The organism is Rhodococcus shunpengi, from assembly GCF_048381395.1.
Classification (GTDB): domain Bacteria; phylum Actinomycetota; class Actinomycetes; order Mycobacteriales; family Mycobacteriaceae; genus Rhodococcus.
Genome location: NZ_JBLWIU010000012.1, coordinates 473,736 through 498,552, shown reverse-complemented (window position 1 = coordinate 498,552; position 24,817 = coordinate 473,736). Strand labels below are relative to the sequence as shown.

At 67.5% G+C, this 24,817-nt stretch carries 25 protein-coding genes; 18 read left to right on the top strand and 7 right to left on the bottom strand.

Translation table 11 applies throughout. From position 1 onward, the window contains the following. The first annotated feature begins 9 nt into the window (after positions 1-9). The 8 genes from ACNJ7K_RS07585 to ACNJ7K_RS07550 all read left to right on the top strand — a co-directional run bounded on the left by ACNJ7K_RS07585 (position 10) and on the right by ACNJ7K_RS07550 (position 7,707). Positions 10-333, top strand: coding sequence for a putative quinol monooxygenase (locus tag ACNJ7K_RS07585; RefSeq protein WP_230791833.1), 324 nt, complete (start codon positions 10-12; stop codon positions 331-333). A 198-nt stretch (positions 334-531) separates the two neighbouring features. Beyond that, a complete protein-coding gene (locus ACNJ7K_RS07580) occupies positions 532-2,097 on the top strand; it encodes a long-chain-fatty-acid--CoA ligase (RefSeq protein WP_159417205.1) in 1,566 nt (521 codons plus the stop codon). Beyond that, positions 2,094-3,158 carry an MBL fold metallo-hydrolase gene (locus tag ACNJ7K_RS07575; RefSeq protein WP_487041433.1) on the top strand — a complete coding sequence of 355 codons (1,065 nt, stop codon included), beginning with the start codon at positions 2,094-2,096 and terminating at the stop codon, positions 3,156-3,158. Before ACNJ7K_RS07580 ends, ACNJ7K_RS07575 begins: the two co-directional genes overlap by 4 nt. Position 3,159: 1 nt before the next feature. Further along, positions 3,160-3,921 (top strand): crotonase/enoyl-CoA hydratase family protein, encoded by a 762-nt coding sequence (locus ACNJ7K_RS07570; RefSeq protein WP_120280839.1) that lies wholly within the window; start codon positions 3,160-3,162, stop codon positions 3,919-3,921. Positions 3,922-3,923: 2 nt separating this feature from the next. Then, complete coding sequence (locus ACNJ7K_RS07565; RefSeq protein ID WP_487041432.1) at positions 3,924-4,718, top strand: enoyl-CoA hydratase/isomerase family protein; 795 nt, start codon at positions 3,924-3,926, stop codon at positions 4,716-4,718. A 44-nt stretch (positions 4,719-4,762) separates the two neighbouring features. Continuing rightward, positions 4,763-5,632: a LysR family transcriptional regulator gene (locus tag ACNJ7K_RS07560; RefSeq protein ID WP_120280841.1), complete on the top strand. Its 870-nt coding sequence runs from the start codon at positions 4,763-4,765 to the stop codon at positions 5,630-5,632. A gap of 4 nt (positions 5,633-5,636) precedes the next feature. Continuing rightward, positions 5,637-6,530 carry a LysR family transcriptional regulator gene (locus ACNJ7K_RS07555; RefSeq protein WP_487041431.1) on the top strand — a complete coding sequence of 298 codons (894 nt, stop codon included), beginning with the start codon at positions 5,637-5,639 and terminating at the stop codon, positions 6,528-6,530. Between the two features lie 76 nt (positions 6,531-6,606). After that, entirely contained in the window at positions 6,607-7,707 is a 1,101-nt protein-coding gene (locus ACNJ7K_RS07550) for a class I SAM-dependent methyltransferase (RefSeq protein WP_487041430.1), read from the top strand. 77 nt (positions 7,708-7,784) lie between these two features. Here the strand turns inward: ACNJ7K_RS07550 and ACNJ7K_RS07545 are convergent, their stop codons facing one another. From ACNJ7K_RS07545 to fabG, 3 genes are all read right to left on the bottom strand, one after another. After that, complete coding sequence (locus ACNJ7K_RS07545) at positions 7,785-8,645, bottom strand: endonuclease domain-containing protein (RefSeq protein ID WP_487041429.1); 861 nt, start codon at positions 8,643-8,645, stop codon at positions 7,785-7,787. A 173-nt stretch (positions 8,646-8,818) separates the two neighbouring features. Beyond that, positions 8,819-10,030: an acetyl-CoA C-acetyltransferase gene (locus ACNJ7K_RS07540; RefSeq protein WP_487041428.1), complete on the bottom strand. Its 1,212-nt coding sequence runs from the start codon at positions 10,028-10,030 to the stop codon at positions 8,819-8,821. A 40-nt stretch (positions 10,031-10,070) separates the two neighbouring features. Next, positions 10,071-10,811, bottom strand: a complete 741-nt coding sequence (gene fabG / locus ACNJ7K_RS07535; protein WP_230791829.1) for a 3-oxoacyl-ACP reductase FabG — start codon at positions 10,809-10,811, stop codon at positions 10,071-10,073. Between the two features lie 166 nt (positions 10,812-10,977). Here fabG and ACNJ7K_RS07530 point away from each other — a divergent pair, with 166 nt between their 5' ends. Next, positions 10,978-12,162, top strand: a complete 1,185-nt coding sequence (locus tag ACNJ7K_RS07530) for an acyl-CoA dehydrogenase family protein (RefSeq protein ID WP_059384416.1) — start codon at positions 10,978-10,980, stop codon at positions 12,160-12,162. A 125-nt stretch (positions 12,163-12,287) separates the two neighbouring features. Here ACNJ7K_RS07530 and ACNJ7K_RS07525 read toward each other — a convergent pair whose 3' ends face one another. From ACNJ7K_RS07525 to ACNJ7K_RS07510, 4 genes are all read right to left on the bottom strand, one after another. Further along, positions 12,288-13,943 (bottom strand): class I adenylate-forming enzyme family protein, encoded by a 1,656-nt coding sequence (locus ACNJ7K_RS07525; RefSeq protein WP_159417199.1) that lies wholly within the window; start codon positions 13,941-13,943, stop codon positions 12,288-12,290. A gap of 14 nt (positions 13,944-13,957) precedes the next feature. After that, positions 13,958-14,722 (bottom strand): SDR family NAD(P)-dependent oxidoreductase, encoded by a 765-nt coding sequence (locus ACNJ7K_RS07520; protein ID WP_016695806.1) that lies wholly within the window; start codon positions 14,720-14,722, stop codon positions 13,958-13,960. Between the two features lie 43 nt (positions 14,723-14,765). Further along, positions 14,766-15,896 carry a thiolase family protein gene (locus ACNJ7K_RS07515; RefSeq protein WP_487041427.1) on the bottom strand — a complete coding sequence of 377 codons (1,131 nt, stop codon included), beginning with the start codon at positions 15,894-15,896 and terminating at the stop codon, positions 14,766-14,768. Between the two features lie 168 nt (positions 15,897-16,064). Then, positions 16,065-17,405, bottom strand: coding sequence for an MFS transporter (locus ACNJ7K_RS07510; protein WP_120280848.1), 1,341 nt, complete (start codon positions 17,403-17,405; stop codon positions 16,065-16,067). Between the two features lie 338 nt (positions 17,406-17,743). On the opposite strand from ACNJ7K_RS07510, the gene ACNJ7K_RS07505 reads away from it, so the two are divergent. The 9 genes from ACNJ7K_RS07505 (at position 17,744) to ACNJ7K_RS07465 (ending at position 24,795) form a co-directional block, all read left to right on the top strand. Beyond that, entirely contained in the window at positions 17,744-18,988 is a 1,245-nt protein-coding gene (locus ACNJ7K_RS07505) for a CoA transferase (protein ID WP_120283788.1), read from the top strand. Next, complete coding sequence (locus ACNJ7K_RS07500) at positions 18,985-20,178, top strand: acyl-CoA dehydrogenase family protein (RefSeq protein WP_016693093.1); 1,194 nt, start codon at positions 18,985-18,987, stop codon at positions 20,176-20,178. The genes ACNJ7K_RS07505 and ACNJ7K_RS07500 overlap by 4 nt, the downstream gene beginning before the upstream one ends. Positions 20,179-20,220: 42 nt before the next feature. Then, positions 20,221-21,378: an acyl-CoA dehydrogenase family protein gene (locus tag ACNJ7K_RS07495; protein ID WP_120280849.1), complete on the top strand. Its 1,158-nt coding sequence runs from the start codon at positions 20,221-20,223 to the stop codon at positions 21,376-21,378. A gap of 83 nt (positions 21,379-21,461) precedes the next feature. Then, positions 21,462-22,082 (top strand): AIM24 family protein, encoded by a 621-nt coding sequence (locus ACNJ7K_RS07490; protein ID WP_064852038.1) that lies wholly within the window; start codon positions 21,462-21,464, stop codon positions 22,080-22,082. 6 nt (positions 22,083-22,088) lie between these two features. Continuing rightward, the gene (locus tag ACNJ7K_RS07485) at positions 22,089-22,793 is read left to right on the top strand and encodes an AIM24 family protein (protein ID WP_006550739.1); all 705 of its coding nucleotides are present in this window, start codon (positions 22,089-22,091) and stop codon (positions 22,791-22,793) included. Continuing rightward, positions 22,790-23,539 (top strand): AIM24 family protein, encoded by a 750-nt coding sequence (locus ACNJ7K_RS07480; protein ID WP_006550740.1) that lies wholly within the window; start codon positions 22,790-22,792, stop codon positions 23,537-23,539. Before ACNJ7K_RS07485 ends, ACNJ7K_RS07480 begins: the two co-directional genes overlap by 4 nt. 151 nt (positions 23,540-23,690) lie before the next feature. Then, the gene (locus tag ACNJ7K_RS07475) at positions 23,691-23,888 is read left to right on the top strand and encodes a (2Fe-2S)-binding protein (protein ID WP_006550741.1); all 198 of its coding nucleotides are present in this window, start codon (positions 23,691-23,693) and stop codon (positions 23,886-23,888) included. Between the two features lie 48 nt (positions 23,889-23,936). Beyond that, the gene (bfr, locus tag ACNJ7K_RS07470) at positions 23,937-24,413 is read left to right on the top strand and encodes a bacterioferritin (protein ID WP_006550742.1); all 477 of its coding nucleotides are present in this window, start codon (positions 23,937-23,939) and stop codon (positions 24,411-24,413) included. 91 nt (positions 24,414-24,504) lie between these two features. Then, positions 24,505-24,795: a GNAT family N-acetyltransferase gene (locus ACNJ7K_RS07465; protein ID WP_120280850.1), complete on the top strand. Its 291-nt coding sequence runs from the start codon at positions 24,505-24,507 to the stop codon at positions 24,793-24,795. The last annotated feature ends 22 nt before the right edge of the window (positions 24,796-24,817 follow it).

Genomic DNA, 24,817 nt, shown 5'->3' with positions numbered 1-24,817 from the left:
GGAGGCGAGATGATCTTCATCGTGGTCCGTTTCAAGGTGAAGCCCGAGTACCAGGACAGCTGGCTCGCGACCACCGCGGAGTTCACCGAAGCAACCCGGGGCGAACCGGGGAACCTGTGGTTCGACTGGTCCCGCAGCGTGGACGATCCGTCCGAATTCGTTCTCGTCGAGGCGTTCCGCGACGGAGATGCCGGGGCCGAGCACGTGAAGTCCGATCACTTCCGCAAGGGACTCGACGCGATGCGGCCGGCGCTGAGCGAGACTCCACGCATCCTCAACACGGAGATTCCGGGCACCGAGTGGGCCCGGATGGGCGAACTGCAGATCGACTGATCGACCGCATCGAGACCGACGTCGTGTGCGAGATTCGTCGGGGATTTCGCACACGACGCCGGTCTCGGTGTGCGCCCATAGGTTTGTCCTAACGTTTCGTACGGCTGCAGGTCTTTGTGGCAGCAGTCACGGTCGTGATCGACTGGACCGGCGTGGACGGCATGTCCGCGCGTCGGCCGTGTCGATCAGGAGCGTGATGTGAGCGAGTTGCACCTTCCCAACCGAATCCGGCAGCTGGCAGTCGAGCATCCGGATCGTGCGGCGGTCAGCTCCGGCGGAACGACCCTCACCTACTCCGAGTTCGACGCGCTCACCAACCGGGTCGCCTCGGCACTCGCGACCGTTCCGGCGACGTCCATGCGCATCGGTGCGCTGCTGCGCATGGGCCTGCCCGGCGCGGCCTCGTTCGTCGGCTGCGCCAAGGCCGGGCTCGTCTTCACCCCGCTCAACTGGCGCCTGAATCCGGACGAGATCGCCGACATCGCCGACGACGCGCAGCTCGACGTCCTGATCGTCGAGGACGAGTTCGCCGCATCCGCCCGTGCTGCCACCGCGGTCCTGCCCGACGCACAGATCGTCGTGGTCGGCGACGCCTCTACCGTTCCCGGCGCACGCTCGTGGGACGACTTCGTCGCCTCCGGTGACGACATCGACCCCGGCTTCGGCGACGACCCGCGGACCGAGGTGCTGCAGCTCTACACCTCGGGCACCACCGGTCGTCCCAAAGGTGTTGTGGCGACGCATCACAACCTGTTCAACGAACCACAGAACTTCGCGCTGTACGAGTTCACCGAGGACTCGGTGTCCCTCGACGCGCTGCCCCTGTTCCACATCGCCGGCGCCGGCTGGATGAGCACGACCCTGTCGGCGGGTCTGCACCTGGTGCTGCTCGGCGAGATGCGCCCGAACCTCGTGGCGGCAGCCATCTCCGAGCACGGCATCACCCACGCATTCCTCGTGCCGTCGGTGATCAACATGCTCGTGGAGATGCCCGACCTGTCGGATTACGACCTGTCGACGCTGCGCCTGGTGGCCTACGGCGCCTCCCCCATCACGCCCACCCAGCTGGCCCGCGCCATGGACACCCTCGGCTGCCGCTTCGTGCAGCGTTACGGCATGACCGAGACGATGGGTGCCCTCACGGCCCTGCGTGCCGACGACCACGACCCGCACGGATCCCGCTCGTACCTGCTGCGTTCGGCCGGCAGCCCGCTCCCCGGCGTCGAGGTCGAGATCCGCGACATCGCCACAGGTGAACCGCTTCCCGACGGTCAGACCGGCGAGATCGTCTGCCGGTCGCGCAACAACACGTCGGGATACTGGCGTCGCGACGCCGAGAACGCGGCCCTGTTCACGGCCGACGGTTTCCTGCGCACCGGCGACGCCGGACACATCGATTCCGACGGCTACCTGTTCGTCACCGACCGCGTGAAAGACATGATCATCTCGGGTGGCGAGAACGTCTACCCGATCGAGGTCGAATCCGTCCTGTCCGAACACCCCGCCGTCGCGGAGGTCGCCGTCGTCGGTGTGCCCGACGACCGTTGGGGTGAGGCCGTCACCGCCGTCGTGCGGGTCGCGCCGGGCGCATCCCGCCCGACCGAGGACGAACTCCTCCAATTCACGGTGGAGCGACTCGCGTCCTACAAGAAGCCCCGGCACATCCACTTCGTCGACGAACTGCCCCGCAACGCGAGCGGAAAGATCCTCAAGCGCACACTGCGCAACGAGTTCGCTCCCGTGCAGGAGGGAACGACGCCATGATCGTCACCGAGGACCTCGGCGCCGTCCAGCGTGAAGCATGGGCCGCCGGAGTACTGCCGCCCGTCGAGGAAGTGCGTCCGGGACTGTGGTCCATCCCGGTCCCGATGCCGAAGAACCCGCTGCGGTACGTACTTTCGTATGCGCTCGCACTCGACGACGGTCTCGCTCTGATCGACCTCGGTATGGACACCGAGGAGTCGTGGGACACCCTCGTCGCCGGTGTCGCCGCGACCGGCCACCACATCACCGACGTGCGCTACGCGGCGATCACCCACCTGCATCCCGACCATTTCGGCCTGGCACCCCGCCTGAAGGAGACGACCGGCGCCGTCATCGCGATGCACGCCGCCGACGCCACCGCCCTCGGGCACTTCACCCCGGAGGATGTCGCCGCCGACAAGGAAGCATGGCGCGTGGATCTCACCGGGCTCGGCGCACCGCCCGAGGTGGTCGAAGCCGCCCGCTTCGAACTCGTGCGCTTCCCCGAAGGCGAGAGCGCCGATGTAGTTCTCGCCCAAGGTGATCGACTCGATCTCCCCGGATGGAACATCGAAGCGGTGTGGACACCCGGCCACACACCCGGACATCTTGCGTTCGTCGACCGCGACCGCGACCTGCTGTTCAGCGGCGACCACATGCTCCCGCGCATCAGCCCCAACATCTCCTCGGGTCCCGGCGAACTGGGCGACCCACTGCACCGCTACCTGTTGTCGCTGCACGCGACGACGGCCCTGCCGGACTGCGAGGTACTACCGGCTCACGAGTACCGCTTCCGCGGAATCACCGAGCGTGCACGCCAACTCATGGACCACCACGAGGTCCGTCTCGACGAGATCCGCGAAGCCGTCGCCGTCCGGCCCGAATCGACGGCCTGGGAGATCACGACCCGCGTCACCTGGTCGCGCCCCATCGACGCGATGGATCCCCGGCTGCAGCGCCTCGCCGTCCGCGAGACCCAGGCCCATCTCATCGTTCTCGCCGATCGAGGCGACATCCGTTCCGACGGCGGAACTCCCGCCCGCTGGACTCTCTCCGCTCCGACCGATACGAAGGAAAACTGACATGAGCGTTGTCCTCACCGAATTCGCCGACGGCGTCGCGGTGTTCACCCTCAACCGCCCCGAGGCCAAGAACGCCGTGAACCTCGAGGTCTCGGAAGCGCTGGCCGCGGCCATCGACGAGTTCGAGGCACGTCCCGACCTGACCATCGGCATCCTCACCGGCGCCGGCGGAACGTTCTGCGCCGGAATGGACCTGAAGGCGTTCGCGCGCGGGGAGAAGCCGTCGATCCCCGGCCGCGGATTCGGTGGCCTCACCGAGGCACCGCCGAGCAAGCCGCTCATCGCCGCCGTCGAGGGCTGGGCTCTGGCCGGTGGATGCGAACTCGCCCTGTCCGCCGACCTGATCGTCGCGTCGCGCGAAGCGAAGTTCGGCATCCCGGAGGTCAAGCGCGGACTCGCCGCGGCGGCCGGCGGCCTGCTGCGCCTGCCGAAGATCCTGCCCTACCCGCTCGCGATGGAGCTCGCCATCACCGGCGACCCGCTCACCGCCGAGGTCGCCCACCAGCACGGCCTGGTCAACCGCGTCACCGAGCCCGGTGAAGCACTCACCGTGGCAAAGGAACTCGCCGCTCGCGTCGCAGCGAACGGCCCGCTCGCCGTCAAGGCCACCAAGCAGGTCGTCGCGATGGCCGCCAACTACACAGACCCCGACGCCTTCGTCGCGCAGCGCAAGTTCATCGACCCGGTCTTCGCGTCGGCCGACGCCAAGGAAGGCGCCCGCGCGTTCGCCGAGAAGCGTGCACCGGTCTGGAAGGGCGAGTAGGAATGTCGGACGTGCTGGTCGCGCAGGACGGCTCGGTCGCCACGATCACGCTGAGTCGACCGGAGCGCAAGAACGCGATGACGCTCGATGCATGGCGATCGTTGCGTGAGACGTTCGGTGCGCTCCAGCACGACGACTCCGTCCGCGCCGTGATCCTCACCGGCGCCGGTGGCGACTTCTGCACCGGCGCCGACATGGAACGGCGCGACTCCACCCATCCCCTCGACCGCATGCGGGAGATCAACGCGACGGCGCTCGCCGTCGCCGAGTTCTCCAAACCGCTGGTCGCGCAGGTCGAGGGGTATGCGGTGGGCGCCGGATGGAACATGGCGCTGCTGTGCGACGTGGTCGTCGCCTCCCGGACGGCGAAGTTCAGCCAGATCTTCGCGCGGCGCGGACTGTCGGTCGACTTCGGCGGATCGTGGATCCTGCCGCGCCTCGTCGGATTGCACCAGGCGAAGCGTCTGGTCATGCTCGCCGACATCGTGAGCGCCGAGGAAGCGCACGGCCTGGGGCTGGTGACCGAGCTCGTCGAGCCCGACGCCCTCGCCGGTCGCGCCGCCGAACTGGCCGCGCGACTGGCCGCCGCCCCACCGGTCGCGGTGAGCATGTCGGCGCGGATGCTCGAGCAGGGTTCGTCGCTCACGCTCCGCGAGGCACTCGAGAACGAGGCGCGTTCGCAGGCGGTCAATCACGCCACCGACGCGCCCGACGCGATGCGCGCCTTCGTCGAGAAACGCGAACCGTCGTTCACCGGCGGATGGCAGGTACCGCGCCCGGTCGACACCCCTTCCTGACGGTTACGTGCGGGACGATTCGGGGCGTCACCTACGATAATCGGGTGGACCTGCACCTCGTGACCTATTTCGTGGCCGTCGTCGACCACGGCGGAATCACGAAAGCCGCTCAGGCACTCTATATTTCGCAGCCATCGTTATCGCAGGCCATCCGCACCCTCGAACGACGGCTCGGCACGACCCTGTTCGACCGCACCGGCCGACGGCTCACCCTCACCGAGGACGGTCGTGTCCTCGAGGTCGCCGCGCGCCGCATCCTGGCCGACGTCGAGCGGGCGAAACAGAAGGTCGCGGCGGTGCGCGACCTCGAGGCCGGTCGCGTCGAGATCGTCACCTTCGCGACGTTCTCGATCCACCCCGTCATCGAGTTCGTCCAGCGCTTCCGTCAGCGCTACCCCAACCTGACCGTGCGGGTGAACGACGCCGAAGGGCCTCCCGGGGTCCACGCGGCGCTGCGCCGCGGCGAGGCGGAGATCGGCATCACCGACCTGTCGGTCGAGCACGCCGGCATGATCACCGTCCCGGTCCTCGAGCAGGAGATGGTGCTCGCCCTGCATCCCGACCTCGCCGCCGACGTGCCCGACCCGGTCACCCGGGCCCAGGTCCGCGACTTCCCGCTGGTCCTGGACCTCGGCTCCCGCGCGAGCGCCGCGCGGACCGGTGAACTGCTCGGCGAGCAGAACGTCGTCGTCGACTGCGCCAACCAGGCCGCCCTGTGGCAGTTCGTCGAGCGGGGCACCGCCGGGACGGTCGTTCCGCGTCGCGTCGCCGAGAAGCAGATCCCCGGTGCGGTCATCCGGCCGCTGGACCCGCCGTTCCGGCGTCCCGTCGGGTTGGTGATGCGCCCCGGCGATCTGTCCCCCGCTGCCGCCGCATTCGTGGCGACCACCACCGGCACCTCCTGGGAAGCGTGACGACATGGAGTTCCGTCAGGTCGAGTACTTCCTCGCCGTCGTGGAGAACGACGGCATCAACGGCGCGGCCGCCGAGCTCGGCGTCGCCCAGCCCACCGTCTCCCAGGCCCTGCGCAGCCTCGAGCGCGAGCTGGGCGTGCAGCTGTTCCACCGCATCGGGCGCGGCATGGTGCTCACCGCGGCGGGCAAGGCGCTGATCGGCCCGAGCCGGCAGATCCTCCGCGATGTGAACGCGGTCGAGGAGCTGCTCACCGTGTCGACGACCGAGGTGACGGGCCGACTGGATCTGATGGTCTTCCCCGCTCTCGCGACCGGCCCGATCGTCGACCTGGTCTCCGAGTTCCGCCGCCTCCATCCCAAGGTCACCGCGCGCCTCGGTGATCTGCGTGCGGAGGAGTTCACCGCGTCGGTCATCCACGACGGACACTGCGAGTTCGTCGTCACCCACCTGCCCGTCGAGGACGAGGTGGGTCTCGAGATCATCGAACTCGGACAGACCGAATACTGGCTCGCCTATCCCCCCGGCACCGACCTGCCACCCGGGCCGCTGTCCTTGGCCGAACTCCCCGACATCCCGATGGTGTTCGTGCCGCGCGGTGGGGGCTCCGTGAGCGACGCGATCGACTACGCGATGCGACAGGCCGAGGTGCGCCGTCCCATCTCCGTGCTCACCGATCACCGCGAGGCCCGACTGCCGATGGTGCTCGCCGGCCTGGGTGGATCGTTCGTCGAACGGTCCCTCGCCGAGTCGGCGCAGGACGTCGCGGTGGTCCGTCCGTGCGAACCGACCTTCGCGCAGTCGTACGGACTGGTGTTCGATCCGGCCTCGCTGTCGAAGGCCGGACGCGCCTTCGTCGACTTCGTGCGAGCGTCCGAGGAGTCCGACGCGGAGGAGTAACTCCCTCCAAGCGGTGACATCCGGGGATCCCGGCGCGACCATAGGTGGGTACGACGTCCACTTCCGCCCTCGGGAGATGATCCGTATGTCCACATCGACGTCCTCCCCCGTCCACCTCGACTCCGTCGACGCGTACGCGCAGCGCGTCCTCGATTCCGTCCTCGGCACCATGGACACCCTCATGATCCTCATCGGCGACCGTCTCGGCTGGTACCGAAGCCTCGCCGACGACGGACCTGCGACGGCCGACGAACTGGCCGAACGCACCGGCACCCACCCGCGGTACACCCGTGAGTGGCTCGAACAGCAGGCCGTGACCGGTCTGCTCGACGTCGACGACGGCGATCCCCCGCGCTTCGCTCTGTCGTCGGCCGGTCGCGACGTGCTCACCGATCCACGCAACCTGGCGTACATGGCGCCGCTCGCCCGGATGATCGTCGGCGCGACCATGCAACTACCCGGCCTGCTCGAGGCCTACCGCAACGGCGGCGGAGTGAGCTGGAGTCAGTTCGGCCGCGACGTGTGCGAGTCGCAGGCCGACGCGAACAGGCCGCTGTTCGAGAAGGCCCTGCCCGATGCCCTGCGGTCGGTACCGGAGGTCGACCGGGTGCTCGGACAACCGGGCGCGCAGATCGCCGACATCGGCTGCGGCGGAGGATGGTCGACGATCACGATCGCACGCACCTATCCGGAGGCGAAGGTGCAGGGCTTCGACATCGATGCCCCGTCGGTCGAGATGGCCCGGTCGAACCTCGCGGAGAATGCCGATGTGGCGCAACGCGTCACGTTCACGCAGTGCGACGCGTCCGAACTGCCCGGCGGAAACTTCCACGCGGCCTTCGCGTTCGAATGCGTCCACGACATGCCGCAACCGGTCGAGGTACTGGCTGCCGTGCGACGTTCGCTCGCACCCGGCGGGTTCATGATCGTCATGGACGAAGCGGTCGCCGACACCTTCACCGCACCCGGCGACGACGTCGAACGGCTCATGTACGGCTACAGCCTCACCATCTGCCTCCCCGACGGCATGAGCCACACACCGAGCGCCGGGACAGGCACCGTCATGCGTCCCGCGACCCTGCGCCGCTACGCCCTCGACGCCGGTTTCACCGAGGTCGACGTGCTCCCCATCGAGGACTTCGGCTTCTTCCGCTTCTACCTCCTCCGCACCGAATAGCGGCGCCCGCCGGAACTTCGGGGAGGTTGTGGTCGCGTTTTTCGAAATGCACGCACACAACCTCCCCGAAGTTCGGCTCAGACGGGCGCACCGGCCGCTCCCAGAGCACGCCGCACCCGTTCGACGAAGACTTCGGGGCGCCGGTAGAGGAGGTCGGCACCGACCCTGATGACCGTCCACCCCAGTTCGGGCAGCACCGCGTACCGGTCGATGTCGCGGGTCCGCTGAGTGGGGTCGGTCCAGTGCTGCACGCCGTCGTACTCCACGAGCACCCGCCACCGCTTCCATCCCATGTCGGCTCGCGCCACGAACTCGTCGCCGTCGAAGATCTCGATCTGGGTCTCCGGCGGTGGGAGACCGGCACGGACGAGAAGCAGACGCGTATGGGTCTCGGGTGGTGACGCAGCTCCACCGTCGACGAGGGCAAGTACCCGCGGCACGGCACCGATACCGTGTGCCCCCTTGCTCCTCGTCGCGAGTTCCTCGATCTCACGAACCTTCAGGCCGGTCGCGTTGCAGAGCGCGTCGATCGTTTCGACGGCCCGGTCGAGCGGCATTCGTCGGGCGAGATCGAAGGCGGTCTGCGCAGGTGTGGTCGCGACCATCCCGCCGACCACGCAGGTGTCGAGCTTCGGCGCGCGTCGGACCGAGATTCCCGGCACCGACCGGACGTGATCGGAGCGGACGAGTTCGGCCGCCGCATCAGGGTCGAGCCACCGAGTGCCGTGCACGGCAGCGGCAGAGACTCCCGCGAGGACGCCACGGCTCTGCGACCACAACCATGCCGCCTTCGCGCGCAGCAGCGGGGTCGCCGGTATCCCTCGTCGGATGTAGACGTCGCGGTGGAGGTGGACGAAGTCGCGTGCGAGCCGATGCCGCGTGACGACGCCGGCTGCGAGTGCCGCACGCCCCGAGAACGGTTCGTCGAAGTCGATCACGCGCCGAGCATGCCGGGCGCGACTCCCGTCCGGACGCCGCGTCGGGGCCCGGTTGTGGACGAACCGACGCTATCCCCAGGCCGGTCACCTGCGACGAAAGAAGTTCGGGGAGGTTGTGTCCGGGATTTTCGAAAAAACCGAACACAACCTCCCCGAACCCGGGAGCTGTCTGCTTACGCGACGCGCTCGAAGATCGCTGCCAGACCCTGGCCGCCGCCGATGCACATGGTCTCGAGGCCGTAGCGGGCCTCGCGACGGTGCAGCTCGCGGGCGAGGGTGGCCAGCATGCGTCCGCCGGTCGCGCCGACCGGGTGGCCGAGCGAGATGCCCGAGCCGTGGACGTTGGTGCGCTCGAAGTCGGCCTTGCCGAACTTCCATTCGCGGATCACGGCGAGGGCCTGCGCGGCGAACGCCTCGTTGAGCTCGATGAGGTCGACGTCGGCGAGGGTGATGCCCGCCTTGGCGAGGGCGACCTCGGTGGCCGGCACGGGGCCGATGCCCATGATCTTGGGCTGGACGCCCGCCACACCCCACGAGACGAACCGCACCAGCGGGGTCAGGCCCAGCTCGGCGGCCTTCTCCGGGGTGGTGACGATCGCCATGGACGCGGCGTCGTTCTGGCCGCTGGCGTTGCCGGCGGTGACGGTGGCCTCGGGGTCCTGCTTGCCCATGATCGGCTTCAGCTTGGCGAGGGTCTCCAGGCTGATGTCGGGGCGCGGGTGCTCGTCGGTGTCGATGACCTCGTCGCCCTTACGGCTGCTGACCGTGACGGGGATGATCTCCTCGGCGAGGATGCCGTTCTTCTGGGCGTGGACGGCACGCAGGTGCGAGTTCAGGGCGAGCTCGTCCTGCTCGTCGCGGGAGATCGAGTACTCGCGACGCAGGTTCTCCGCGGTCTCGATCATGCCGCCGGGCACCGGATAGAAGCGGCCACCGGCGGTCGAGCGAGCGCGGACCAGACCGTCGTGCATCTGCACGCCGGTGCGGGCGCCGCCCCAGCGGATGTCGGTGGAGTAGAACGCGGCGTTGCTCATCGACTCGGTGCCACCGGCGACGACGAGATCGTGGTCGCCGTTACCGACCTGGAAAGCGGCCTGGATGACGGCCTGCAGGCCCGAACCACAACGGCGGTCGATGTGCATGCCGGGCACCGTGATCGGCAGACCGGCGTCGAGGGCGACGACGCGGCCGATGGCCGGGGCCTCGCTGTTGCCGTTGCAGTGGCCGAGGATGACGTCCTGAACCTGTTCGGGCGCAACACCGGTGCGCTCGAGCAGACCCTTCAGTGCCGCGACACCGAGATCGACTGCGGTGAGGGATTTGAACATTCCGCCGTAGCGGCCGATCGGGGTACGGACCGGCTCGCAGATGACTACTTCGCGCATGATGACCTTTCGGGAAGAGAGTGAGATGACGGGCGGACCGTCACATGAAGCGGCCGCCGGTGACCTCGAGGACGGTGCCGGTCATGTAGGAGGACATGTCGGATGCCAGGAACAGTGCGACGGAGGCGATCTCGTCGACCTCACCGGGGCGGCCCATGGGGATCTCGGCCATCTTCTGGTCCCATGCCTTCTGCGGCATGGCCTCGGTCATCGCCGAACGGATCAGGCCGGGCTGGATCGCGTTGACCCGGACGCCGTGGTGCGCCATCTCCTTGGCGGCGGCCTTGGTCAGGCCGACGATGCCCGCCTTGGCGGCGGAGTAGTTGGTCTGGCCGACCATGCCGACCTTGCCGGACAGCGAGGAGATGTTGACGATCGCGCCGCGCTTGGCCTCACGCATGATCGCGGCGGCCTTGCGGGTGCCGTGCCAGGTGCCCTTGAGGTGCACCGAGATGACCAGGTCGAAGTCCTCTTCGGTCATCGTGCGCATGGTCGCGTCGCGGGTGATACCGGCGTTGTTGACCACCACGTCGAGCGAACCGAACCCGTCGACGGCCTCGGCGAGGAGGGTGTCCCAGTCGGCGGACTCGACGACGTTGGCACGCACGGCCCGGGCGACCTCGCGGCCACCGAGCTTCTCGGCGGCGGCGGTGGCGGCATCGAGGTCGAGGTCGCCGATCACGACGCGAGCGCCGGCGTCGACGAACTCCTGCGCGATGGCGAAGCCGATTCCCTGAGCGCCACCGGTGATCACGGCAGTGCGGTTCTCCAACAGAGACATCTACGATTCCTTTCGGCGGGGCTCGGGACGGCCCCCAGACAAGTCGATGCTCCGAATATAACGGCGATCCGACCCGCGGAACGGTCTCGATCCATCGACAATGCCTATACGGGAATGGCGCCATTCGTATTGGACACCTCCCGGCGGCCGCACGAAGGTTGTAGACATGACACTCTCCATCCCGGCCCCCGAGGTCGACGAAGACGACTTCCGCGAGATCCTCGCGCAGACCCGCGCGTTCGTGCGCAACGTGGTCGTGCCGCGCGAGCAGGAGATCGCCGAGACCAATGCGATTCCCGAGGACATCCGCCAGGCCGCGAAGGACATGGGCCTGTTCGGATACGCCATCCCGCAGGAGTGGGGCGGCCTCGGACTGAATCTGCAGCAGGACGCGGAACTCGCGATGGAGCTGGGTTACACGACCCTGTCGCTGCGCTCGATGTTCGGCACCAACAACGGCATCGCCGGCCAGGTGCTCGTCAACTTCGGCACCGACGAGCAGAAGAAGCAGTGGCTCGAGGGCATCGCCTCCGGCGAGGTCGTCGCCTCCTTCGCCCTCACCGAGCCGGGCGCCGGCTCGAACCCGTCGGGTCTGCGCACCAAGGCCGTGCGCGACGGTGACGACTGGGTGATCACCGGCGAGAAGCGCTTCATCACCAACGCGCCGCTGGCGAACCTCTTCGTCGTGTTCGCCCGCACCCGTCCGGCGGACGAGAACGGCACCGGCATCGCGGTCTTCCTCGTCCCCGCCGACACTCCCGGCCTGACGGTGGGCAACAAGGACGCGAAGATGGGCCAGGAAGGCGCCTGGACCGCCGACGTGCACTTCGACGGGGTGCGTGTGCCGAACTCCGCTCTCGTCGGCGGCAGCGAGGACGTCGGCTACAAGGCGGCGATGGTCTCGCTCGCCCGTGGTCGCGTGCACATCGCCGCACTGTCGGTCGGCCAGGCCCAGCGGGCGCTCGACGAATCGGTGGCCTATGCGGCCGCGGTGACCCAGGGCGGCACTCCCATCGGCAACTTCCAGTTGGTGCAGGCGATGATCGCCGATCAACAGACCGGTGTGATGGCCGGCCGTGCCCTCGTCCGCGACGCCGCGAAGGCGTGGGTGGAGGAGACCGACCGCCGCATCGCACCGTCGGTCGCGAAGCTGTTCTGCACCGAGATGGTCGGCAAGGTCGCCGATCTCGCGGTGCAGATCCACGGTGGCAGCGGCTACATGCGCGAGGTCGCCGTCGAGCGGATCTACCGCGACGTGCGTCTGCTGCGCCTGTACGAGGGCACCAGCGAGATCCAGCGCCTGATCATCGGCGGCGGACTCGTCAAGCAGGAACAGAAGAAGAACTCCTGATCTTTGCGGCGTGGTTCCGGAACGGGTACATCCGGAACCGCGCCCGAAGCGATTCTCTCGAATCGCCTTCCATCGCATACGAAGAAACCCCCGGCATTCGATGCCGGGGGTTTCTCGTGTGCGGGTCAGGAGATCGTCAGGCGCGATCGCAGATCGGTCTTGAGGATCTTGCCCGCGGCGGAGGTCGGCAGTGCGTCGACCACCACCACTTCACGGATCTTCTTGTACGGCAGGACCCGTTCGGCGACGTACGCCTTCAGTTCCTCCGCGTCGGGCTCCTCGCCGGCGACGGGGACGACGAAGGCGACCGGCTCCTGACCGATCGCGCCCGCCTCCCGGCCGACGACCGCCGCGGTGGACACCTTCGGGTGGGTCACCAGGATCTCCTCGAGCTCACGCGGATACACGTTGTAGCCCTTGTAGATCAACATGTCCTTCGCCCGGTCGGCGATGTACACGAATCCGTCGGCATCGCGGTAGGCGATGTCACCGGTGGCGAGCCAGCCGTCGACGTACTGCTCCGCAGTGATCTCGGGGTGTCCGAGATATCCGTCGGTGACCTGCGGTCCGCGGATCCACAGTTCGCCACGCTCCCCCTCGGGAAGGACGACGCCCGGATCGATCTGCGACCGGATCTCGAGCTCGGTGTCGAAGACCGGAAGGCCGACGCTGCCGAGGCGGTACTCCGAGTCGACGACGAGCGGCATCGCCGTGACGACGCAGGTGCCCTCGGTGAGCCCGTAGCCCTCCGCGATACGTGCGTTGGGGAAGGCGCGCTCGAGATTCTCGAGGGTTACGTGGTCGATCGGCGCGGCACCGGACGCCACGACCCGCACGCTCGACAGATCCCGAACCTCCACATCGGGGTGTTCGGCGAGCGCGTGCCACATGGCCGGGCTGCCGGTGATGTAGCTGGCCTCGTACCGCTCGATCAGCTCGAGCATGCGCCCCGGGTCGAACCGTCCCGCGAGCACCTGGGTCAGGCCGCACGCGAGAAGGAACGACGTGTTGATCAGCGCGTGCGCGTGGAAGAGCGGGGACACCACGATCGTCGATCCGTGGCCCGGAACGACGCCGGCGATCTCCAGATCGTCGATCGGCTCGAGTAAGATCCGTCCGTCGACATCAGCGACCAGTTGATGCCCGGCCCGCCACGCGCACATCTGGGTGACGTTGCCGACGACGTTACGGTGCAGTACCCGAACGCCCTTCGAAATGCCGGTCGTGCCACCGGTGTACGCGATGTGCGCAATGTCGTCCGGGCCGGTCACGACCGGTTCGAATGTCGTGGGACGTTCCTCCAGAGCATCGGCGAAGTGCACCGCGCCCGCCGCGGTGACCGCCGCGTCGGAGACGACGGCGATCAACCGGACACTCGTCCCCTCCGCGGCCCGCAGCAGCGTGTCCGATTGGGCGGACTGCGTGACCGCAACCGCCGCGGAGGTCTCCTCGATCTGGCGGCGCAGGCCCGGCTCGGGCTGGAGCGGATTGACCAGCGTGACCGCCGCTCCGACGCGGAGCGCGCCGTAGTAGGCGATGTGGAACTCGACGCAGTTACCGAGGTGCAGGAGCACCACGTCGCGGGCCCGCACCCCGGCCTCGTGGAGCACGCCGGCGAACTGCGCCGAACGTGCGTCGAGGTCGTTGTAGGTGAGCACCCGGTCGCCGTCGATCACCGCGGGACGGTCGCCGTAGACGGCGGCGAGGCTCGGTGCCCACACCGCCATCGTCGTCGCCGGGTACGACAGCCTGCGCTGTGCGAGGTCGGAAGCCGAGGTCATGGTCGACGCCCGGCTCAACGCGGTGCCATACGGATGGCGCCGTCGAGGCGAATGGTCTCGCCGTTGATGTAGCCGTTCTCGAGGATGTTCGTGGCCAACTGACCGAACTCGTCGGGGCGGCCGAGACGCGACGGGTTGGGCACGGTCGCCTCGAGCGACTTTCGGACGTCCTCGCGCAGGCGGGCGAGCAGCGGGGTGTCCATGATGCCGGGGGCGATGGTGTTGACGCGGATGCCCTTGCTGGCGAGGTCGCGTGCGGCGACGATCGTCATGCCGACGATGCCGGCCTTGGACGCCGAGTAATTGATCTGCCCGATCTGACCCTCGAAGGCCGCGACGGAAGCCGTCATGACCACAGCGCCACGCTCGTCCTCGATGAGGTCGAGTTCGGCCATGCGCTCGGCACCGAGACGCAGCGCGTTGAACGAGCCGATGAGGTTGAGGCGGATCACGAACTCGAAGTCCTCGAGCGAACCGGCCTTGCCCTCCTTGTCGAGGACACGCATCTTGCGTCCGGCGCCGGCGCAGTGCACGACACCGCGCAGGCCGCCGCGCTCGTGCGCGACGTCCAGTGCTGCCGCGAACTGCTCCGAATCGGTCACGTCGCCGGGAGCGAAGACGGCGCCGTCGCCGAGTTCCTTGGCGATCTCCTCACCGTTCGAGCCGGGGAGGTCGATGAGGGTGACGTTGCCGCCGGCAGCCAGGACGCGACGTGCCGTGGCGAGGCCGAGACCGGACGCTCCGCCGGTGACGGCAACGGACAGACCCTTGAGTTCCATGGTGTTTCCTTCGAATTCGTAGCAGCTTGGGTGATGAGCAGGATCAGAGCAGTTCGAGGATGGTCGCGTTGGCCATGCCGCCGGCCTCGCACATCGACTGCAGGCCGTAACGGATGCCGTTGTCGCGCATGTGGTGCACGAGGCGGGTCATGAGGATCGCACCGGAGCCGCCGAGCGGGTGGCCGACACCGATCGCGCCGCCGAGCGGGTTGAGGCGGTCGGGCTTCGCGCCGGTCTCGACCTGCCATGCGAGCGGCACCGGTGCGAAGGCCTCGTTGATCTCGAAGGCGCCGATGTCGTCGATGGACAGACCGGAACGCTTGATGGCCTTCTCGGTGGCGGGGATGGGGCCGGTGAGCATGACGACCGGGTCGTCGGCAGCGACGACGGCGGTGTGGATGCGTGCGAGCGGGGTCCAGCCCTGGGCCGCGGCGTATTCGCTGGTGGTGATGAGCAGGGCGCCGGCACCGTCCGAGATCTGCGAGGAGTTGCCGGCGTGGATCACGCCGTCCTCCTTGAAGACGGTCTTGAGCTTGGCGAGCGACTCGACGGTGCCGCCGCGGCGGATGCCCTCGTCGGTGGCGAAGTCGCCGACCGGGGCGATCTGGCCGGTGAACGCGCCCGCGTCGGTGGCGGTCGCGGACAGCTCGTGCGAGCGCAGCGCGTACTCGTCGAGCTGGGTGCGGGAGAAGCCCCACTTCTCGGCGATCATCTCGGCGCCGATGCCCTGGCTGAAGCCGCCGACCTCGAAGCGGTCGAGCACGTTCTGCGGGAAGTGCTGGCCGTCCTTGCTGGCGCTGCCCATGGGCACGCGGCTCATGGACTCGACACCACCGGCGATCACGACGTCGTTCTGTCCGGAGATGACGGTCGCGGCGGCGAAGGACACCGCCTGCTGGCTCGATCCGCATGCCCGGTTGATGGTGGTGGCGGGAACGGTAACCGGCCATCCGGCCGCGAACACGGCGCTGCGCGAGACGATTCCGGCCTGGTCGCCGACCTGGCTCACGCAACCCCACTGGACGTCGTCGATCGTGGCGGGATCGAGTCCGGTTCGCTCGGCCAGTGCGGTCAGCACATGGGCGGACAGGTTGACGGGGTGGATCTCGGACAGTGCACCACCGCGACGTCCGATGGGGGAACGGACGGCGTCGACGATCACGGCATCGCGCATGCGAATCGGTCCTTTGCTGTTGCGGGTCACGGTTGCCGGGCAACCGTGGTGGGAGAAAAGACGACCGGCCGGGTGGTGGTCCTCACATTCGAGGAGACCATGCACCCGGCCGGTAGGGGAAAGTCTTTCCGCGGAAGCTTCCGTTAGGCGGAAGCTATGCCGAACTGGTCAGGCCGCGGCCCGGATGAGCTTGCGATCGCGTTCCGGGTTCGCCAGGAACAGGACCAGGATCGCAGCGAGCGCACCGAGTGCACCGATGACCTGGAAGGCCGTTGCGTAGCCCTCCGCCGCGGTCGCGGCGTTGTCGACGAGGACACCCGTGCCGTAGGGGGCGACGAGGCCGCCGACGGCCATCAGGGCGAGGAAGACACCCATCGTGCCGGCGGTCTGCTGCGGCGGGCACAGCTCGGAGATCGCGGCGTTGATCAGCGGGAACGCGATGGCACCGAAACCGTAGCCGATGGAGACGACCGCGACGGCCAGGGCCGGCGTACCGATGGACGGGAGGAAGACCAGGATGGCACCGCAGATGAGCACGCCGACGGCGGGCACGATGATCCGGACGACCCGCGAACGGTAACCCTTGGCGCTGAGACGGTCGGTGACCGTACCCGAGCTGATCATGAGGAACAGACCGATGATGGACGGCAGGGCGAACATCGAGCCGGCCTGCAGGGCGCTGTAGCCGAGGCCGACCTCGAAGTAGGACGGCAGCCAGGTCAGGACGACGGTGGTGAGCGCGTAGACGACCATGATCAGGATCGCGCAGCTGATGAACGTGCGGGTGAGGAAGATCTTGCGCCACGGCACGGACGGTTCGGTCTGTGCAGCGGACGCAGAGGTCTCGGCGCCCTTGACGGCCTTGGTGGTGTAGGGGCCTTCCTTCCAGCCGAGGAGCCAGGAGCCCATCCAGACCGCTCCGAGGATCGACAGAGAGATCAGCGCGGCACGCCATCCCCACTCGACGGTGATGAAGGTCAGAACCGGGGCGAGGGCGATCTTCGCGACGGAGGCGGAACCGGCCAGGAAGGCGCCGGGCAGGCCACGCTTGGCCGGCGGGTGCCACGAGTACGCAGCGGTGTGCATGAGGGCCGAGCTCGGTCCTTCGGCGAGACCGAGCAGCATGCGGGTGACCACCAGCATCGCGAAGCTCGCGCTGACGACGAGCGGCAGCATCACCACCGACCAGATCAGGCCGAGGGCCAGCAGGGCCCAGCGGAGGGTCAGGTACTTGTTCAGCGGCCCGGCGAAGAATCCGCCGACGGTGAATGTGACGAAGAACAGCGATCCGACCAGGCCGATCTGGGAGGAGCTCATGCCGAGCTCACGCGCCAGGGGCTGGGCGATGATGCCGAGGACGGCCTTGTCGGCGTAGTTGACGACGTAGAGGAAGATGACCAGGCCGGTCATGCTCCACGCGCGGCCGGGAGTCACGAGAGGCGCGCGACCCGTTTCAGCCGGTCCGCCCGGAGAACCCAATTTTTCGTGCACGATTTCGCCTGTAGTCACTGAGAGTCCCTTCAGAACTCGGATGGGAGTCGACGGACGAATCCCCGTGGAATGCACCGCCGGTAAAAATGTCAAGCCTGATGTCCCAGCCATTGAACGTGAGCAAGCTCACGATTGGCAAAGTGCAGGAAGTGAACGAATCGATCACCAAAACCTATGACCCCTCACAAGCCGCTCCACTCGCGGTCTGTACCCACCGGTGATATTGGTCTGCGCTAACCGTGGGATAGCCGATCGGTGCTGTTCCCGGGCGCGAGAGCTGGGGCATGCTGACAGTGCATCCCCCGATTCGGGTCACCGCTGTACCCGACGAACCGCGACGAGAACAGGCGAGCAGCATGAACTCCACCGCTTCCACCGACGAGCTGCCCTCGTCCACTGCGCCCCTCGCGGGAGTGCGCGTTGTCGAGGTGTCCAGCTTCGTGGCCGCGCCCCTGTGCGGCATGACCCTGGCCGCTCTCGGCGCCGACGTGATCCGGGTCGACCCGATCGGCGGCGCCGCCGACTACCGTCGCTGGCCGGTCACCGACGACAACGAGTCGATCTACTGGGCCGGCCTGAACAAGGGCAAGCGGTCGTTCGCAGCGGATTTCCGTAACCCGGACGCGCAGAACCTGATCCGCGACCTGATCATCGACGCGGGGGTGCTGGTCACCAACGCTGCCGGTCGCTCGTGGCTCGACTACGACGAGCTCGCCGCGATCCGCCCCGACCTGATCCACGTGCAGGTCCTCGGCCGCGCCGACGGCACCGGCGCTGTCGACTACACCGTCAACGCCGCCGCCGGTTTCCCGCAGGTCACCGGCGCCGAGAACGTCTCGACCCCGGTCAACCACGTGCTGCCCGCCTGGGACGTCTCGTGCGGCCTGTACGCCGCGTTGTCGGTCGCCTCGGCCGTCTACCGCCGCGAGATCACCGGTGCAGGAACGAAAGTCGTACTCCCCCTCGAGGACGTTGCGTTCGCGACCGTCGGCAACCTCGGCTACATCGCCGAGGCCCAGCTCGGCCGCCCCGTCCGGGAGAAGGTCGGCAACTCCGTCTACGGCACATACGGCGCCGACTTCGCCACCAGTGACGGCGCACGCTTCATGCTCGTCGCGCTCACGCCGCGGCACTTCCGCGACCTCACCGAGCTCACCGGTACCGCCGAGGCCGTGGCCGCACTCGAATCCGCCCTGGGCGTCGACTTCCGCGACGAGGGCACCCGGTTCGAACACCGCCACGTGCTGAACAGCCTGTTCGGCGCCTGGTTCTCGCGCCACACCGCCGACGAGGTCGAGACGGCGCTCGGTGGTACCTCGGTCCTGCACGAGCGCTACCGCACCTTCGCCGAACTCGCCGCCGACCCGCGCGTGACCGACAACCCGATGTTCCACAAGCTCGACCAGCCGCGCATCGGCAGCTACCACGCCCCGAGCACCCCGATGTCCTTCGACGGCTGCTACCCCGAGGTCCGCCCCGCGCCGGCCAACGGCGACGACACCGCCGAGGTGCTCACCGAACATCTCGGGCTGACCGACGACGAGGTCGACGCCCTCGCAGCTTCCGGCACCATCCGCATCTCCCAGAAAGAGCCCGCATGACCCGCCTCGCCCAGACCCTCGGTCTGACGGAATTCCAGTCCGAGATCCTCGACACGGTCCGCACCTTCGTCGACCGCGAGATCATCCCGAACGCTCAGGAACTCGAGCACTCGGACACCTACCCGCAGGCCATCGTCGACCAGATGCGCGAGATGGGGTTGTTCGGACTGATGATCCCCGAGGAGTACGGCGGACTCGGCGAGTCGCTGCTGACCTACGCGCTGTGCGTCGAGGAACTCGCCCGCGGCTGGATGAGCGTCTCCGGCGTCATCAACACGCACTTCATCGTCGCGTACATGATCCGCCAGCACGGCACCGAGGAGCAGAAACAGTACTACCTGCCGCGCATGGCCACCGGTGAGGTCCGCGGCGCGTTCTCCATGTCCGAGCCCGAACTCGGCTCCGACGTCGCCGCCATCCGCACCAAGGCCAAGCGCGACGCCGACGGCAACTACGTCATCAACGGCCAGAAGATGTGGCTGACCAACGGCGGCAGCTCCACCCTCGTCGCCGCCCTGGTCAAGACGGAGGAAGGCTCCGACAAGCCCCACAAGAACCTGACCACCTTCCTGGTGGAGAAGCCCGCCGGCTTCGGTGAGGTCGTCCCGGGTGTCACCATCCCCGGCAAAATCGACAAGATGGGGTACAAGGGCATCGACACCACCGAACTCGTCTTCGACAACTACAAGGCCTCGGCCGATTCGATCCTCGGCGGCGAGCCCGGCAAGGGATTCTTCCAGATGATGGACGGCGTCGAGGTCGGCCGCGTCAACGTCTCGGCCCGCGCGTGCGGTGTCGCGATCCGCGCGTTCGAGCTCGCCGCCCGGTACGCCCAGCAGCGCACCACCTTCGGCAAGCCCATCGCCCAGCACCAGGCGATCTCGTTCTCCCTCGCGGAAATGGCCACCAAGGTCGAGGCCGCCCACCTGATGATGGTCAACGCCGCGCGCCTGAAGGACTCCGGCGAGCGCAACGACGTCGCCGCCGGTATGGCCAAGTACCTCACCAGCGAGTACTGCTCCGAGGTCACTCAGGCCAGCTTCCGCATCCACGGCGGCTACGGCTATTCGAAAGAGTACGAGATCGAGCGCCTCATGCGCGAGGCTCCTTTCCTGCTCATCGGTGAGGGCACCAGCGAGATCCAGAAGACGATCATCAGCAAGGGTGTGCTGCGTAGTTACGCGCTGTAAGGTCCACCCCCGCAATCATATTCATCCCTGGAAGGACAACGCGTGAAGCGCACGCTGTACAACGAGGATCACGAGGCGTTCCGGCAGACCGTCCGCGACTTCATCGCGAAGGAGGTCGTACCCGTCTACCCGGAGTGGGAAGAGGCCGGCCATCCTCCGCGCGAGTTCTACAACCGCATGGGAGAACTCGGGCTCCTCGGTATCCAGGTTCCCGAAGAGTACGGCGGAGGAGGCGAGACGTCGCTGAAGTTCAACGTGATCCTCGCCGAGGAGGCGTCGGCGGCCGGTGTGTCGTTCGGTTCGTCGTCGGTGCACTCGAACCTGATCCTGCCGTACATCATGCAGAACGCCACCGAGGAGCAGAAGCAGCGCTGGCTCCCCGGGTTCGCCTCGGGTGAGCTGATGTTCGCCATCGCGATGACCGAGCCGGGCACCGGTTCCGACCTCGCCAACATCGCGACCACCGCGAAGCTCTCGGAGGACGGCAGCCACTACGTCCTCAACGGCGCGAAGACGTTCATCACCGGCGGTGCGCTCGCCGACCGCATCCTCGTCGTGGCCCGCACCTCGCCGTACAACCCCGAGGACCGTCGCGGTGGCCTGTCGATTCTGGTGGTGGACACCAGGAGCGAGGGCTTCGCGGTCGGGCGCAAGCTCCACAAGATCGGTCTCAAGGCCTCGGACACCGCCGAGCTGGCGTTCGACGACGTGAAGGTGCCGGTCGCCGATCTGCTCGGCAAGGAGGGCGAGGCGTTCTCGTACCTGACGCAGAACCTCGCGCAGGAGCGTCTCACCATCGCGTTCGGCGCTGCCGCCACCGCGGCCGCGGCGATCCAGCACGCCATCGCATACACCAAGGACCGCAAGGTCTTCGGCAAGCCGGTCGCCGCGTTCCAGAACACCAAGTTCGTGCTCGCCGAATGCTCCGCGGAGCTGCAGGCGCTGCAGATCATGGTCGACAACGCCATCGAGCTCAACGATCGCGGTGAGCTCACCGTGCCCGACGCCGCCCGCGCGAAGCTGTTCGCGACGGAAACCGCCGGCCGCATCATCGACAAGTGCCTGCAGCTGCACGGTGGCTACGGCTACATCACCGAGTACCCCATCGCCCGCCTCTACGCCGACACCCGCGTGACCCGCATCTACGGCGGCACCAGCGAGGTCATGAAGACGATCATCGCCAAGGATCTGGGGCTGTAGATCTTCTGTCGTTCTTCGGTGGAGTGAACCCCGCTACCCGGGGTTCACTCCACCGAAGGCGTTTCCGACTATCGTTTCCCGCCATGCGGTTAGTCGTGAAGACCAAGAGGGTGATCGAAGCCCACCTGAGCAATTCGTCCGTCCGGGCCCTGTCGGGGTCGATGGTGGCGTACGAAGGGCAGGTCAGCTTCAAGTCCGCCGGATTCGGTGGTGGCGAGGGTGTTCTCTCCGGGCTGCGGCAGCGCGCGACGGGTGAGGGGCTCTCGCTCATGGAGTGCAGCGGCACGGGCGTCGTCTACTTCGCGCATCAGGCGCAGGACGTGACGGTGCTGGAGCTGAACAACGAGACCCTGCAGGTCGAGTCCGAGCAGCTGCTGGCACTGAGCGGGAACCTGAACACGAACGTGACGTTCGCGGGTCTGCGCGGCGGTATGAGCGGCCAGGGTTTGTTCACCACGACGGTGACGGGGACCGGGCAGGTCGCGCTGCTCTCGGCCGGGGGCCCGCTCATCCATCTCGAGGTGTCGCCGCAGTATCCCCTCGTCGTCGATCCCGACGCCTTCGTGTGCGCGAAGGGTCAGCTCACGCAGTCGTTCGTCACCGACGTGTCGTGGCGCTCGGCCATCGGTCAAGGTAGCGGCGAGGCGTTCTCCCTGAAGTGGGACGGCGTGGGCGTGGTCTCCATCCAGCCGGCGGAACGGTAGGAACAGATGAGCTTCACGAAGATCAACGGCAAGGTCGTACGCGTCGACCTGCGGCAGTCCGGTCCCGTCGTGGCCCGCCGCGGCGCGATGCTGTTCTACACCGGCAACGTCCGGTTCTCCCCCCACGGCGTTCCCGGCGGCACGGGAGGCGCTCCCGGTCTCGGCGGTCTCGCCGGTATGGCGGGACGCATGCTGCAGGGTGAACACGAGGCCACGATGCTCGCGCAGGGCGACGGTGTCGTGCACTACGGCTTCCGCGGTCTCGAGACGCACATCGTCGACATGTCCGCGGGCGGTGAACTACGCGTGGAGGCGTCGCGCCTGCTCGCCCACACCACCGGTCTGCAGTCCACTGTCGTCTCGGTGGCCGCGGCCTCCGGTGGGGGCGGTGGCGGCGGGGGTCTGTTCGGGGCGCTACGCGGCGCCGCCACCGGCGCGATGACCGGCACCGGCATGTTCACCACGCAACTGACCGGCCAGGGTGCGGCGGTGCTGCTCGCCCATGGGGGCGTGTTCGAGCTTCAGGTGGGCGGCCCGACGCCGGTGGTCGTCGACCCGCAGGCGTTCGTAGCGTCCTACGGCCCGGTCCGCACCGAACTGAAATCGTCGATGAGCTGGCGGAACGTCGGTCGCACCGGCGGGGAGGCCATGCAACTCGAATGCAGCGGACAGGGCATCGTCTACGTGCAGGCATCGGAGGAGAAGCTGTGAGTACCGTTCTGAACCCGTCGAGCTTCGGCGGCAGCGACAACGTGCCGGGCAATCCCTATGCCTACTGTATCGACCTGCAGACGCCTTGGTTCCTGTCGAAGGGCGCGATGATCGCGTACTACGGCCAGGTGCAGTTCTCGGCGCTCACCCACGGACTGCAGGGACACCTGCTGCACATGGTGGCCCAGCAGTTCTCCGCTCCGCTCTATCTCGGCGACTACGTCGTGGCCGAGGGTTTCGGGAAGCTGATCATCGGCGACCGCGGATACGACATCAACTCGTACGACCTCGACGACGGCAACCTCACGATCCGGCAGGCCAATCTGCTGGCCTTCGAACCGGGCCTGTCGCTCAACCAGTCGATCGTCCCGGGTTTCCTCACCCTCATCGGTACGGGCCGTTTCCTCGCGTCGTCGAACGGGCCGGTGATGTTCGCCGAGCCGCCCCTGAGGGTCGACCCGGAGGCACTCGTCGGCTGGGCCGACTGCCCGTCCCCCAGTCACCACTACGACGAATCGTGGATCACCGGGTTCGTCTCGGCCGGGGCGCGGCGTTTCGGCGTGCAGTCGGGGGAGGAACGGCAGTTCGATTTCACCGGCGCGGGCACCGTCCTGATCCAGTCGAGCGAAAAGGTTCTCGACGATTCGTCGCTGGTGCGCACGATCGAGAACCAGATCCCGGGCCTCACCGCGCCCGGTCTGCACCGGATCAATCAGGTGGTATCGCAACACCTGCAACAGCAGTAGCTGCGGTAACACCCCCTGGGACGGACCTGGGTATAACACGGATCCGGCCCTCCCTTTGTGTGACTACGATCACAAGCTAGGCTAGCCTAAGCCGATGTAAGGTTTGGACAACCTAAGTGAGTGTTCCCTCAGTCGCAGAAAGGTGGCTCTGATGATCGTCTGCAGTTGCCACGCTCTTACCCACCACCACATCGAGGCAGAGGTGGCTGCGGGAGCACGCTGTACCCGCGAGGTGAGCGCCAAGTGCCGCGCCGGTACCGACTGCGGGAATTGTGTACGCAATATCTCGGCGATCATCCGGCAGGCCCGGCAGCGGAATGAGACCATCGAACTCGAGACCGCCGTGTAGCCAGCCCCTACCCGGCGGTAAACCTGATGGTTCACCCCGGGAGGTGCCATGAAGGGCGACAAGAAGGTCATCGAGTTGCTCAACGAACAACTCACCGCCGAGCTCACGGCGATCAACCAGTATTTCCTGCATTCGAAGATGCAGGAGAACCGCGGATGGTCGAAGCTCGCGAAGCACACGCGCGACGAGTCGTTCGACGAGATGCGTCACGCCGAGAGGCTTACCGATCGGATCCTCTACCTCGACGGACTCCCCAACTACCAGCGCCTCGGCGCATTACGTCTGGGGCAGTCCGCCAAGGAGATGCTCGAATCCGACCTGCAGGTCGAGATCGAGGCCCGCGATCGCCTCCGCAAGGGGTCGGAGTACATGCGCTCGGTCAGCGACATCACCTCGGCCAACATCTTCGAGGACATCCTCGCCGACGAGGAAGAACACATCGACTATCTCGAAACCCAGCTCGACCTGATCGAGCAGCTCGGCGAACCGCTGTATCTCGCCCAGCACATCTCGCCGCCGGAATAACCCGGCACCGCAGAACGGGCCGCGGCATTGCGCCGCGGCCCGTTCTCTATGCTGTGGGACACACCCGCTTGTCGACGGTGAGAGGAAGACCATGAGCGATTCGTCCGTGACCGTGGTGCACAACGCCGAGAAGCAGAGATACGAAGTCCGCGACGACGACGCCGTCGTCGGGTACACGCAGTACCACCCCGACGACGACGGCCGCCTCGTCTTCGACCACACCGAGATCGACAAGGGCTACTCCGGTCAGGGACTCGGAGGCAAGCTCGTCGGTTACGCCCTCGACGACGTCCGCGAACGCGGCAAGCGCATCGTCGCGATCTGCTCGTACGTCGACAAGTTCATCGAGAAGCACCCGGACTACCGGGATCTGACCGACTAGACATGCACGCGGGCGCGGCACG